Source organism: Anabaena azotica FACHB-119 (genome assembly GCF_014697625.1).
Taxonomy (GTDB): domain Bacteria; phylum Cyanobacteriota; class Cyanobacteriia; order Cyanobacteriales; family Nostocaceae; genus Trichormus; species Trichormus azoticus_A.
In genome coordinates this window covers 1-14,232 of the sequence record NZ_JACJSG010000009.1, presented here as the reverse complement: position 1 = coordinate 14,232, position 14,232 = coordinate 1, and the positions used below count along the sequence as shown (strand labels likewise).

Here is a 14,232-nt window from a genome sequence, read left to right as displayed (position 1 = left end):
AATGTCATTCATCAGTAACCAAAAATGGAAATAATACTTATCAATCCATGTAGTCACTATGAATTGCAATACTTTTGCTTGATATTCTGAGTGTTACTTTGTTAATAAAGATACATTTATTCAAAAGTTTGATTGTTCAGAACTTAAGGACAATGAGCAATATGAGATTTCAGCCAAACCTAATACCAATTCAAAATTCGCGCATTCGTCTTGGAAAGTTTGCTCAACGGGGGGAACCCCCGCACGCAACTTTCCGCAAAATTCAAAATGAAGCAAGCTATACATAACAAAGGGTTGGGACTCTGTATCTGTCGCATTATTTTTTCAAATTGGTATAACTTGTGAGTAGGGAGTGGGGAGATGAAGGAGATGTGGTTCTCTGCGAGACGCTCCGCTAGCTACCGCTTCCACGGAGTGGTACGACTACGCGGTAATCAAGGTCGAGATTCACCAACCAGGAGATCAGGGAGTAACCCACCCCTAGCCCCTCCCTGGAGGGGAAAAAAGAGTAGGGGAGAACAACTAATGACTATGGACTAATGACTATGGACTAATGACTAATGACTAATGACTAACTAAATTCTATTAAGAAATATCAAGGTTTTTGGCACACTAGAGTATATGCCTTATCAATTATCGAATCAAACCTTGTCTACACAAACTTCTAGTTCATTGATCACGCTCACTATTGCCCCTGCAAAAGTGATCCGTGGTGCTGGTATATTGGACACAGCCGCCGCAGAAATTGCTAAATTGGGCAGTCGTCCTTTAATTGTGACGGGTAACAGCACTGTATCTATTAGCCAAGAAACTCTGCATCCTATTTTAGGAAACCATAACCTGCATTTTTGTCAAGCCTCTTATGGTGCAGATTGTTCAGAAGCTAGCTTAAAAGCATTAAGGAAAGCAGCCAAAGACCATAAAGCAGATAGCATCATTGGTATTGGTGGCGGTAAAGCCTTGGATACAGCGAAATTAGTAGCGCATCAGTTGCAGCTACCTGTGACGACAATTCCTACCTCGGCGGCTACCTGTGCGGCTTGGACTGCCCTATCTAATGTATATTCCCTGGAAGGGGCGTTTCTTTATGATGTAGCCCTATCGCGTTGTCCTGATTTATTAATACTTGACTACGACTTGATCAAAACTGCACCACAACATACACTGGTGGCAGGGATTGGGGATGCGATCGCTAAATGGTATGAAGCCTCGGTTAGTAGCGGGCATCTAGAACAGACTCTAATTATTGCCGCAGTCCAACAAGCGCGAGTTTTGCGTGATATTTTATTCCAAAAGTCGGTTGCAGCTTTGCAACAGCCAGGGAGTGAAGTTTGGCAAGAAGTTGTAGATGCTACCGTATTACTTGCGGGTGTTATTGGTGGACTAGGTGGGGCGCAGTGTCGGACAGTAGCAGCCCATGCCGTACATAATGGTTTAACCCATATTGCCGGACATAGTAGCATTCATGGCGAAAAAGTCGCCTATGGTATACTAGTGCAATTGCGTCTGGAAGAAATGGTACAAGGCAATCAACTAGCAGCCGCCTCACGCCAACAACTATTAAAGTTTTACGCAGAGATTGGACTGCCGCAAAAATTAGGAGATTTGGGGTTGGGTAACATTACCCTGGGCGAGTTACAGACAGCCGCCGAAATCGCTTTAACACCTCAATCCGACATTCATCGACTACCATTTAAAGTTGCGTTGGAACAATTAATGGCGGCGATGGTTTCTACCACTGCACCGACAGATAGTAGAGACTCGGTTCATCGTGTCTCCACCAGGGGAATAAGTGACGAGGTTGAGGAATGAGTTTTGATTGGATAACCCCAGCAGATAGGATAAAGCAACTACCACCTTATGTATTTGCCCGTCTTGACGAGCTAAAAGCAAAGGCCAGGGAGCAAGGAATTGATTTAATAGATTTAGGGATGGGAAACCCTGATGGCGCGACACCGCAGCCAGTGGTGGAGGCGGCTATCCAGGCTTTGCAAGATACCAAAAATCACGGTTATCCCCCCTTTGAAGGAACAGCGAGTTTCCGCCGTGCCATTACCAATTGGTACAATCGCCGTTATGGAGTTGTGTTAGATCCCGATAGTGAAGCCTTACCGCTACTCGGTTCTAAAGAAGGATTATCTCATTTGGCGATCGCCTACATCAACCCTGGCGATGTAGTGCTGGTTCCTTCTCCCGCCTACCCCGCCCATTTTCGCGGCCCGGTAATTGCTGGGGGTAAAGTCCACAGCTTAATTCTCAAGCCGGAAAATGATTGGTTAATTGACTTAACCACCATCCCAGAAGAAGTTGCAAGACAAGCGAAGATACTCTATTTCAACTATCCCAGCAACCCTACAGGCGCTACCGCACCCCGCGAATTTTTTGAGGAAATCGTCGCCTTTGCTCGGAAGTACGAAATCCTCTTGGTGCATGATTTATGCTATGCTGAGTTAGCTTTTGATGGTTATCAACCTACTAGCTTACTAGAAATTCCAGGGGCGAAAGATATCGGCGTGGAGTTCCACACCTTATCTAAAACCTACAATATGGCAGGTTGGCGTGTGGGGTTTGTGGTAGGAAATCGCCATGTCATCCAAGGCTTGCGGACATTGAAAACCAACTTGGACTATGGTATTTTTGCCGCCTTGCAAACAGCCGCCGAGACAGCATTGCAACTACCAGATATTTATCTGCACGAAGTACAGCAACGCTATCGCACCCGTCGGGATTTCCTGATCAAAGGACTAGGCGAACTCGGTTGGAATGTTCCCAAAACCAAAGCTACCATGTATTTGTGGTTACAATGTCCTGTGGGTATGGGTTCGACGGATTTCGCCCTCAACTTGTTGCAGCAAACAGGCGTTGTGGTGACTCCTGGTAATGCCTTTGGGGTTGCCGGGGAGGGCTATGTGCGGATAAGCTTAATTGCAGATTGCGATCGCCTGGGTGAAGCCCTACAGCGCATCAAGCAAGCTGGCATCCGTTATCGTCCAGAAGCCCTCGTTTCTGCATCAGAATAGAGAATTAACAGTTGACAGTTGACAGTTGACAGTGAACAGTGAAAATTACTTGATAACTGATAACTGATAACTGATAACTGATAACTGTTGAAGGAAGTGTAATTCATGCAAACCCCCATCGCTACCACTCCTGATTTTATTGCTGCCGGTTTTCACGCCCTTTCCGATCCCATTCGGATTAACGTGTTGGAATTGTTACGTCAGCAAGAATTATGTGTCTGCGATTTGTGCGAAGCTTTGGGGGTAAGCCAATCTAAATTATCTTTTCACCTCAAGACTTTGAAGGAAGCTGGGTTAGTTAATTCCCGTCATGAGGGACGTTGGATTTATTACAGCCTCAATTTGCCTCAATTTGCTTTTTTACAACAGTATTTGGCAGGGTTTCAGGGTTGTCAGTCTCTATCTTCTAGGCGTTCCTGTTGTGAATAAGTTCGCATTAAGAATAATCGAACGCAGATAAACGCAGATAAACGCAGATAAATTACAATATTTACTCTTTGCCTTTCCCAGTCCCCAGTCCCCAGTCCCCAGTCCCCTTTCCTAACAATTGCGCGATCGCCTGGGCTAGTTTCACCGGATCGGCTGGTTTGGGGATATGCTTGTGAAAGCCGGCGGCGAGGGCTTGGTTTTGGTCGATTTCTCCAGCATAAGCTGTTAGGGCGATCGCCGGAATATTTCCCCCTTGTTCTGGCGACCATTTTCTAATTTGTCGCAGCAGCATATAGCCGTCGATTTGCGGCATACCAATGTCACTCAACAGCACATCTGGCTTGGATCTAGCTAAGGCTTCTAAGGCCTCCATTGCTGATGCTGCGGTGGTTACAGTTGCGCCGCATTGTTCTAGTGCAAAGCTGAAAAACTCCCGCACATCTGCCTGATCATCAACTAAAAGAATCTGCACACTAGCTAACAGCGTTTCCTGATGCTCTAATTCCTCCACAACAGACTCAGTATCCACTACTGAGTAATCAGCACTTTTATGTAATGGTAGCCTGACAGTAAAAGTCGCGCCCTTGTCTTCTCCCTCACTCGCGGCTTGGACTGTACCACCATGTAGTTCTACCAGATGGCGCACAATTGCCAATCCTAACCCCAAACCACCAAAGACTCTAGTTGTCTTGCCATCTGCTTGGCGGAAGTATTCGAAGACATGGGGTAAAAATTCTGGGGTAATGCCCTTACCATTGTCTTTTACCTGAATTTGGGCATCTCGTCCCACCTGTTCCAAACGCACTTCTACCCGTCCTTCTGGGGGGGTGAATTTGACAGCATTGGAGACTAAATTCCAGATTACCTGTTGCAAGCGATCGCCATCACCCATCACTGGTACAGGTTCATCACCCAATTTTGTATGTACTTCTATAGATTTAGCTTCGGCGGCTAAACGCACTGTTTCTAACCCAGCCTTAACTGTCGTTCTCAAATCCACCACACTAATATTCAAACTGAGTTTACCACGTAAAATGCGGGAAACATCAAGCAAGTCATCGATGAGTTGGGTTTGTAACTTGGCGTTACGTTCAATTGTTTCCAAAGCCTGCTGGATAGTCTCCTCTTTATATTTGCGGGTGCGGAGTAACTTCGCCCAACCCATGATGGGGTTGAGGGGAGTTCGCAATTCGTGGGAGAGAACAGCCAGAAATTCATCTTTAATGCGGTTGGTGGACTCGGATAGGGCGCGGGCATTTTTTTCAGCTTCGTATAGTTGAGCGCGGGCGATCGCTTGAGCGCATTGTTGCCCCAATGTCAACATAAACTTCTGCTCTTCTTCGGGAAATTTTTGGGGTGTAGCAAAGCTTAATCCCATCACCCCAATTGTCTGCTGTTCTACAATCAGGGGAATACAAGCGAAGGCACAATTGCCTGTTTGCGAGGGAACATCGGCAATTTGCGGATATTTAGCAGCAAATATTTCCACATTGGGGATAAACATCGCCTCGCCTGTCTTAGCTGTTTCGGCAATAGGTACAGCCGTCGTCACGGGGAAAGTTTCCCAAGCATCTTTCACAGATTCTGGATAACCAATTGCTTTGATGATTTTCAGGATGTTACCACCTTCAGTCAGTAAAACCACTGAACCAGCCGACGCGCCCAAAGCCGCCAGCCCTTGATTTACCACCACATCAGCCACTTCCTGGGGAGTTAAGGCTTCTGAGAGGGCGGCTGTAATACTTTGCAACCTTAACGTCCGACTCATCGCCAACTCAGCAGCTTGTTTCGCTTGTTGGGCTTCTTGATATAGTCTGGCGTTATCAATGGCTGTCGCGGCACGTCTGGCAATATCTTCAGCTAAAGCTAGGTCAGTTGGATTTAATTGTCGTCCTGAATTGGCTGTGACAAAGGAGATGACACCGAAGATTTGCAAGCGTGAATACAGAGGAATTACCATCAGCGATCGCATCTCCAAACTGTGTAATAATTGCAGATGTCGTTCATCCTCTGCCATCTCTTGTAAAAGCGAATCTGGCACTTGGGGATAAAAAGCTGATTCTCCTCTAATTAACTGGTCGCGGAACGGGTGTTGTCCGTTGGTTCTCGGTGGGTAATTGTAGCGAATTTCTTCCACAATCTCCATTTTCACCGGGTCAACAGATGCGATCGCCACCCGTTTAATTGACCTATCTGTTTGCAGAATATCCACAACACACCAGTCTGCGATCGCTGGTACTGCCAACCTAGCCACATTGTTGAGAGTAACTTCATAATCTAAAGAAGCTGCTAATATAGTGCTGGCTTCGACTAAAAACTTTTGTGCAGCTTCTGCTTGTTTGCGGTCACTAATATCTTCAATAATTCCCAAAGCATATTTAGCTTGTCCTTGCTCATCCCATACAGCCGATGCCGTCAAGTTTACCCAAACAATCGTCCCATCTTTGCGGATATAACGCTTTTCTAAAGAGTAACCATTGATTTCCCTGGCTAACACTTTTTTGGCATAATCCCAATCAGCCGCTAAATCATCAGGATGAGTGATATCTTGAAAGTTCATCTGACTTAACTCCAGAGCGCTGTAATCGGTAATGTCACACAAAGCTGGATTAACTTGCAGAAATTGACCATCCAAAGTTACTAAAGTAATACCCACTGCTGCTTGGTCAAACATTGCCCGGAAGCGTTCTTCGCTTTCCCGCAAAGCAATTTCTGCTTCCTTGGTGGCTGTCACATCAGCCAAGATAATCCCAATTCCCACCGTTTCCCCAATGCTATTGCGAACTGGGTAATAATTACCCAACCAATAACCGTAATTTCTCGGAGTGCCTAACGTCTCCCCGCTAATCTCCACATTCAGCATCGGCTCTCCCGTATCCAATACCCGTTGAAATTGGGCTTCTAATTCTGCCGCCATCTTCGGTATAACTTCTCGGAATTTCCGTCCTAAATGCTCCTCTATACTCAAACCGTTAATATCCGCCAACACTTGATTAATGCGGATATAGCGCAAGTCTCGGTCTAAAAAGCAGACTGCTACAGGTGCAGCAGCCAACAACGCATCCAGCAGTGACAGGGACTGGGCATAATGGTTGAGAGCGTGTTGCATATCACGATAGAGTTGGGCATTCTCCACCGCTAAAGCCGCACGATAGGCAATATCTTGAGCTAGGGCTAAGTCGGCTTGATTATAGCTACGACCTGATTCTGCTGTGACAAAGGTAATACATCCCAGAACTCGCTCATGGGCGATTAGGGGTAATATCATCGCAGATTTAATGCCTATCTGTCTTAAAGCTTCCAGATGCTCCTGATTTTGAGTAGTTTCTACCAAAAGTGAATCTGGTATTTCCGCCATCAGCATCGGTTCGCCAGTTTGTAGGACTTTAGCAATTAAACACCCACCTTCAGGCTCTGGCACATATTGCTGAAGAATACGCGCCCACTCTACTTTTTGATTGTCTACATAAGCAATAGGTAAGCGACGAATCGAGCCATCTTCGTTGACAATTTCAATACTGCACCAATCGGCTAGTTGGGGTACAGAAATTTGAGCAATCTGTTCTAAAGTTTGCTCGTAATCTAAGGAACTAGAAAGCGTACTGCTAGTTTGGGCGAGATAACGCAGCGCCACCTCTGCACGTTTGCGTTCTGTAATATCCAACCCAGTCACCCCCACCCCCAACAGTTGCCCATCTGGTAAACAGACTGGATAGTAGTTGACAATACTACAACGATAAACTCCGCTTGGATAGGTTTCCCCACTTATTTCCTGATTGAGTAGGGGCTGTTTGGTTTCCATCACCTGCTGGAAAAACGGCTCAAGTGTGTCCGCCCATTCTGGTAAAACTTCTCTTAAAGTGCGCCCCGTATGTTCGTTTTGAGGTACACCGTTGACTGCTGCTAGGGCTTCGTTAGTATAGACGTAACGCAGTTCTGTATCCAAAAAAGCTAATGCTACGGGTGAACTAGCCAGCCAAGCGTTCAATAATGCCAGATATTCGTCTTTTTGCTGAATAGCTTTTTGCAGTTTGCGCTGTAATTTTGTATTTTCTATTTCTGAGAGTTTGCGTTTAGTAATATCGACTGCGGCACAAATAACACCCTCAATTTGACCATTAACTTTGAAAGGTTCAGCTATTAAATCATAGTAAAAGACTTCTCCCTTCAAGATTACAGAAACCTCTTCATGGGCAGAAACATCACTTTCTAATACTCTTTGCTTAATTGCTGTAAGTTTTTCTGCTACAGAGGCGGGTACTATTTCATAGTCATATTTACCGATTATTTCTTCAGCCGAGTCTACACCTTGAGGATTATAAATCCATTGATAACGTAAGTCCCGATCCTGCTGAAATACTACGATATCGGAATTTTTGAGTGCTAATCTAAATCTTTCTTCACTCGTCTTCAGTTTTTGTAGATTTACTTCATCTCGTCCGTTGGTCTTCTTCCAGGTTTTACAGATCACACTGAAAAATAATCCCTGTATAGCAAATAACCCCATCTCTGCTATATTAGTAATATCAAAAGATAGGTCAAACTGTGGGTGAAGAAAGAAGTAATCGCTCAGTATTACAGACAAGAAAGTAGCTAAAATTCCTGACCGTAAACCACCGTACCAAGCACTGATCATGACCGCACTAAAAAATAGCAAAAACGGAGTAGTGGTCATTTTTAACCAAGGATCTAACAACAGCATTAGCGCACAGGCAAATGCCACAGTAAATATGACAATTCCAAAACGTAGCAATGCAGGATTAGAAAAATACGGCATGAAAATTACTTGCGACAACTAATACTTGTTGCAGAGTCTTTACATAACCTAAGCTAGTTTGCAAATTTTAGGTACTTGTCTTCGGATAGATTATGGTAATTTCATAAAAAACTTCTTTTGGCTAGATGATATTTTTTTGTTAATGTAGTATGGAACAGAAAAATGTGAATTTAATACAATTAAATATCCTGAAATGTATAAATATATAGTAAACTTTTTAATTATTATGATCAGAAATTAAGAAATAATTTTATATTTAAATCACAATAATTCCGTTAGGGAAAATTGTCTTTGTCTATCCAATTCCTGAAGCTTGATTTTTTCCGCGTAGAACGCCTGATAATAAGCCTGCCATTTTTCCGGTTCAACTTCAGGATCAGTTTGTTGCCACAGTTCCAAAAAGTGACGGTAACGCTTTTCTCTGAGGACTCGTTCCATACAGGCGATCGCAGCTTGTACAGCTTGGGGAGTCCGCATGATCTCCTTCTTGGTTTTCTCATCCAGATGGAACAGATGAGAAATGACGCTCAGTTCTTCCCCTAATTCTAAATATACATCTTGCAGTCTGGAAATTAAATCAATTTGCTTATCTGTGGACTCTAAAATCTGTAGCCATAAAAATCTGTGATGAGAAAGGCTAAACTGCAAGTTCCGCGCCTCTAGTTCGTCAATAATCGCTTGACGATGTTCGGGACAATGCAGGTAAATCCGCAGTAATAAAGCTTCGGCGTAGTCTAGAAGGTGGCGGTCTGTAGGGGATTGGGTACTGGTGACTGGGGATTGGGATCTACCGTTACTTCTAATTGGGATGGGTTTTGAGTAGGTAGTGCTTGGGGTAATTTGGGTGAGGAGGTTTTCTACTCGTAGGGGAATGAGTCTGGTGTCTCCTAAGCTGAGGATTTCCGCACAGTAGGAAACATAATAGTTACGAGTATCGCTGTTAACTATATTTTTGAGAAGTTTGACAAATTGTTGGGTAACTTGTTGAAAATCAGGAGCTTGTTTTAAATCCCTGTCTTTGATAATCTGCTGAATTTGCCAGTTTAACCACAATGGCGCATTTGCTAATAATTGCTGATAATCTTCAGATGTATGAGTATGCAAATATTCATCCGCATCTTTACCATCGGGGATGTTGAGAATTTTCAGTTGCACTTCGCCTTTGTAAGCTAAATCAGCAATCTCCCCGATCGCCCTTTCGGCGGCGTTAGTTCCCGCTTTATCCGCATCAAAGTTGAGTACCAACTGTTTTGATTCGCTGTAACGCAATATCAGCCGTACTTGGTCTAAACTTAGGGCAGTACCGAGGGAAGCTACAGCGTTATTTATTCCTGCCGCATGGAGGGCGATCGCATCAAAATATCCCTCAACTACCACGGCTTGATCAAGTTGAGAAATACCCGTCTTGGCTTGATCAAGGGCGAATAGGGTTTTACCTTTATTAAATAATTCGGTTTCCGGTGAGTTGAGATATTTCGGCTGTTCATCCGTCAAAGTTCTTCCACCAAAAGCAATCACCCGTCCTTGGATATCGCGGATGGGAATCATCAGGCGATCGCGGAATACATCATAATATCCCGCCCCTTCCTTACGCGGTTTAATCAACCCAGCTTTTTCCACCAGTTGGACTGGATAATGTTTATCTTCCACCAAATAACGGTGGAGAGTTTCCCAACCTGCGGGGGCGTAACCCAAGCCAAACTGTTGAATTGTCGCTTCATTGAGTTGGCGATCGCTACGTAAATACCCAAGCGCCCTTTGTCCTTGAGATTGTCTGAGGGCGTGCTGATAAAAATTCGCCGCCGAAGCCATCACCTCATACAACTGTTCCCGCAAAGACAACTGACGTTGTAATTCTTGGCGTTGTTCTGGTTCCAGAGTTTTCACAGGGACTTGGTAACGCCGTGCTAAATCTAACACCACCTCAGCAAACGATCGCTTCCCCAACTCCATCAAAAACTTAATAGAGTTTCCCCCAGCCAGACAACCAAAGCAATAATACATTTGCTTAGTTTGGCTAACAGTAAAACTCGGCGATTTCTCATCATGGAAAGGACACAAGCCCACAAAATCCTTACCACGCTTGCGTAAAACCACATATTCCGATACCACATCGACAATATCAGCTCGATGTTTAACTTCCTCAATCGTATCTGGGTGTAAGCGTGGAATTTGCATCTTATCAGTTATCAGTTATCAGTTATCAGTTGTCAGTTATCAGTTAGCAGTTATCAGTTGTCAAGCTATTTCCACTGTCAACTGTTAACTGTCCACTGTCCACTGTCCCTTCCCCAGTCTTATTGCCCATTTTCCCCACACCCTACTCCCCATATAATTGTTCTTGCCAAGCCAAGAATATTGTATTGAATTGCTTAAGCTTAATTTTATCAGAGGAAATACGGGACATGGGGCGTATTTTTATTTCGGCTGCTCACGGAGGACGGGAGGTAGGAGGTGTAGATCCAGGTTCAATTGCGGGGGGAACGACGGAAGCGCGGGAGATGATTTTGCTGCGGGATTTGATTGTAACTGAATTGCGATCGCGTAGTTTTGATGTTTTTTCTGTTCCTGACGATTTGAGTGCGGCTGACACTATCGCCTGGATCAACTCCCGTGGTCGTCGCGGTGATGTCGCCCTAGAAGTTCATGCTGACTCCGCTAGTAGCCCTACTGTGAGAGGGGCTAGCGTCTTCCACATTGCCAATAACAACGAACGTAAAAGCAATGGTGAACTGCTATTAGTAGGACTTTTACGCCGCGTCCCTCAGCTACCCAATCGGGGCGTTAGACCAGATACCGACAGTGGTTTAGGTAGATTAGCGTTTTGTCGGCAGATTACGATTCCTTCCTTACTCATGCAGGTGGCTTTCCTCAGCAGCCCAGAAGATAGGGCTTTGCTGCAAAATCGTCGCCGAGATTTCGCCTTGGGTATCGCTGATGGTTTGGCTTCATGGAGTCGAGTCATTGACCCCAACCCCGGAACCCCAGCCGACCCAAATTACCCACCTATAAACATTAACATTAACGGGCAGAATTATGCAGAGCAAGGGATTTTAGTCAATGGTAACGCTTACATTCCCATCGATTTAGTTGATCGCCTAAGAATTGATTTGTCTAAAGCACCAAATGTCAACCGTATTACCTACCGCCGAGTCGTCTATGTTAAAGCAGTAGAATTACGCGATTTTAATGTATCAGTTACTTGGGATGCCGCAACACGCACCGTCACCTTGCGTTCCAATTTGGTAGTTTGCCCAGGCCAAATCGACAGAATCATGTCAAATGGCACTACCTCAGAAGTACAGATGCAAATATTCCTCAGAAACAATAACGAGAATGCCTTAGCCCAATTTCCCGATATCCCCAAACTCTATCGAGAGGAAGCCAGTGCAGAGGGAGTAAATTATGACATTGCTTTCTGTCAGATGTGCGTAGAAACAGGATTTTTACGCTTTGGTGGGGATATTAAAGCAGAGCAAAATAACTTTGCTGGCTTAGGTTCCATCGGTGGTGCTACCCAAGCCGCCACTTTTCCCAGCGCCAGAATTGGTGTAAGAGCGCACATCCAACACCTCAAAGCCTACGCCAGTCTAGAACCCTTGGTCAATGAAGTAGTAGACCCCAGGTTTCGCTTCGTCACCCGTGGCGTTGCTACCAAAATTGACGACCTTTCAGGACGCTGGTCAGCAGATTTAAATTACGGGGCAAAAATTACAGCGATGGTCAAGCGCTTGTATGAGTCCGCAGGGTTGTTGTAATCGGGAATGGGGAAAAATCAATTGCAAAATTCCGCCTAAGAATGACAGTTACCAAAGATGCGATCGCCACTTAGATCGATTGATCAGGTGACTGTAACCATAATGAGCTAATTGATTGGAACTTCTAGTTTATCAGGAGCATCGACTCAACTAGCTCAATTATCTTTGCCATTATTGCTGCAATCCTATTTTATTTACCGAAAAACTGGGTTTAAAGCCCCGCCCTTCTAGGGCGGCTTTTGTGGTAGTATAACTAATAGCGGTAAAGCGCACAAATAAAAGACGAAGTAGGTCAAGCGGACTGCTCCTGATCCGGAAAGACAGGTAGTATAAATCCGCGCATCTTGTACCGCCACTTGCTTTATGCCGGGAAACCCGTCCAACGCAGTGGCTGACAAATGTGGGAGTAAACGCAGAAATTAAAAACCTTTTCAAACGCGGTCGGGCAGTCCGTGTGAGCTTGTGGACGTATCCAAACGGAGAAAGTTGAATACTAGTATTCAGATTTCTAGAGAGGACGGATGAAGCAAGAATCCTCCCTCCGGGACGCTAACGCGAACGTCTCTTTAGAGCGAGGAGTGTCAAATAGCAATCAATCTATCAAAAAGTTCCTCTGCCTCGGCAGTAGCATTGGTGCAGTGGCTTTAGGCATAAATCTTTTTTTGTTTGTCCTGTTAGGACTGGGATATGCAGACTAGAGTGAAATTAAATAATTTTTGGCATGGACTGGAGAAAGACAGAAAGAATTTCTTCCTTCCTTGTCTTCCTCATCTCCTCCACTAGTCAAACATAGCTATGGCAATTTTGCTTACAAAGCATCCATACACTGTTTGACTTTATCAAAAATAGACTGATCTTCGATTTGTTCTGCTAATTCTTGAGCATTGCGGTAACACAATAAAGCAAACTTTTTGCGTTTTGTGGTTACATACAAATTACCCATATTCAACAAAGTGGAAATTTCGCCAAGAGTGTCTCCTAGATGTTGATGAATAGCAAGTGCTTGTTTGTAGAATTTCAGAGCTTTACGGTGACTGCCCAATTTAAAGTAGGTAAAGCCAATATTGTTGAGAGTTGTAGCTTCGCCTGGGCGATCGCACATTGCCTGACGTGTTAACAGAACTTGATGGTAGAGTAATAGAGCTTGTTTGGGTTGCCCTAAATCAAGATAGATAGACGCGATGTTGTTTAAGGTGATAGCTTCACCGACAATGTTCTTAGCAGCCTTTTGAATTGGTAATGCTTGTTGAAGATAGTGCAGTGCCAACTCAAACTGACCTAAAGCACTATAAGCGAATCCCATACCATTAAGTGTGGTGGCTTCACCAGAAAAGTCGCCTAAGAAGCGTCGCATTGCTAAAATTTGATTTTGTAGTAAAAGCGATCGCTTAGGTTCACCCAATCTGACGTAAATTAACGCCATATCATTGAGGCTAGAAACCTCACCTTGAGTATCTTGCAGATCCCTAAAGATTTGCGCCGCTTTCTCAAAATACTCCAAAGCTTGAGAAAGCTTGCCCAGACGACTACAAGTCGAACCTAAATTGCTCAAAGCTGTAGCTTCTGCTTGTATACTGCCAATTTCTACAGCCACAGCCAACGCCTGATGGAAACACTCTAATGCTTTTTTTGGTTGCCAGCACCCAAGGTATGCTAAACCAATATCATTCAATGTAAGACCTTCTCTAGCACGGTCTGGAATTGCTCTAGCTAATTGTAAATTTTCCGTTACCAAATCGAGATATTCTTGAAATTTTCCCTGCTTGTAGTAGGTATTAGCTTCATCACGACGTTCTTCCCAAACACTGACTCGATTGCAAGGTTGCGTCATTTGACCTCAGTTGTACAGCAGATAGATTGGCAGGTTACTATTGAGCAGATAGAACCGTTCTACAGGTTCTCTAACTTTTAGTTAACCTTTATTTTCTACCTTTAGATACAAGACGTAAAGATATAGAGATGATAAGGTATAGACCTTATTAAAGCAATTATGGATAATCCAGCCAGTAAAAGATATTATGTCGGCATATATGTTGAATTTTCTCAGTTTTGCTCTATCTTAAGACTGAGGCGAAGAATAAATCAAAACAAAACCCCCTTCCGTAATAGAAAGAGGGTTTGTTGTGAGAAAAATAAACCTGGCACCGAGCGATTGTGGCGTAGGGCAACCCCTAAACTATCGTAGCCGTAGCAGAGTTTCACAACTGAGTTCGGGATGGGTTCAGAGTGGGACCAATGCACCATAGGC

Annotated in this window: 9 protein-coding genes and 1 rRNA gene; 5 read left to right on the top strand and 5 right to left on the bottom strand. The window is 44.3% G+C overall.

What is annotated here, in order from left to right; genetic code table 11:
• Positions 1 to 621: 621 nt before the first annotated feature.
• The 3 genes from H6G83_RS08120 (at position 622) to H6G83_RS08110 (ending at position 3,449) form a co-directional block, all read left to right on the top strand.
• Positions 622 to 1,812, top strand: coding sequence for an iron-containing alcohol dehydrogenase family protein (locus H6G83_RS08120; RefSeq protein ID WP_190469652.1), 1,191 nt, complete (start codon positions 622 to 624; stop codon positions 1,810 to 1,812).
• A complete protein-coding gene (locus H6G83_RS08115) occupies positions 1,809 to 3,020 on the top strand; it encodes an aspartate aminotransferase (protein ID WP_190469650.1) in 1,212 nt (403 codons plus the stop codon). Before H6G83_RS08120 ends, H6G83_RS08115 begins: the two co-directional genes overlap by 4 nt.
• A 105-nt stretch (positions 3,021 to 3,125) precedes the next feature.
• Positions 3,126 to 3,449, top strand: coding sequence for an ArsR/SmtB family transcription factor (locus H6G83_RS08110; protein WP_190469647.1), 324 nt, complete (start codon positions 3,126 to 3,128; stop codon positions 3,447 to 3,449).
• Positions 3,450 to 3,510: 61 nt separating this feature from the next.
• On the opposite strand, the gene H6G83_RS08105 is transcribed toward H6G83_RS08110, so the two are convergent.
• Together H6G83_RS08105 and dnaG are read right to left on the bottom strand one after the other, a co-directional pair.
• Positions 3,511 to 8,226, bottom strand: coding sequence for a PAS domain-containing protein (locus H6G83_RS08105; RefSeq protein ID WP_190469644.1), 4,716 nt, complete (start codon positions 8,224 to 8,226; stop codon positions 3,511 to 3,513).
• 261 nt (positions 8,227 to 8,487) lie between these two features.
• Entirely contained in the window at positions 8,488 to 10,404 is a 1,917-nt protein-coding gene (gene dnaG, locus H6G83_RS08100) for a DNA primase (RefSeq protein ID WP_190469641.1), read from the bottom strand.
• Between the two features lie 227 nt (positions 10,405 to 10,631).
• Here dnaG and tftA point away from each other — a divergent pair, with 227 nt between their 5' ends.
• A complete protein-coding gene (tftA, locus tag H6G83_RS08095; protein ID WP_190469637.1) occupies positions 10,632 to 11,984 on the top strand; it encodes a hormogonium tapered terminus morphoprotein TftA in 1,353 nt (450 codons plus the stop codon).
• Positions 11,985 to 12,155: 171 nt separating this feature from the next.
• Here tftA and H6G83_RS08090 read toward each other — a convergent pair whose 3' ends face one another.
• Positions 12,156 to 12,419, bottom strand: a complete 264-nt coding sequence (locus H6G83_RS08090) for a hypothetical protein (RefSeq protein ID WP_190469633.1) — start codon at positions 12,417 to 12,419, stop codon at positions 12,156 to 12,158.
• 86 nt (positions 12,420 to 12,505) lie between these two features.
• Between H6G83_RS08090 and H6G83_RS08085 the strand changes: the two genes are divergently transcribed.
• The gene (locus tag H6G83_RS08085) at positions 12,506 to 12,682 is read left to right on the top strand and encodes a hypothetical protein (protein ID WP_190469629.1); all 177 of its coding nucleotides are present in this window, start codon (positions 12,506 to 12,508) and stop codon (positions 12,680 to 12,682) included.
• Positions 12,683 to 12,792: 110 nt separating this feature from the next.
• On the opposite strand, the gene H6G83_RS08080 is transcribed toward H6G83_RS08085, so the two are convergent.
• Positions 12,793 to 13,815, bottom strand: coding sequence for a tetratricopeptide repeat protein (locus tag H6G83_RS08080; RefSeq protein WP_190469626.1), 1,023 nt, complete (start codon positions 13,813 to 13,815; stop codon positions 12,793 to 12,795).
• A gap of 305 nt (positions 13,816 to 14,120) precedes the next feature.
• Positions 14,121 to 14,232 (bottom strand): 5S ribosomal RNA (gene rrf, locus H6G83_RS36515); the annotation flags it as partial.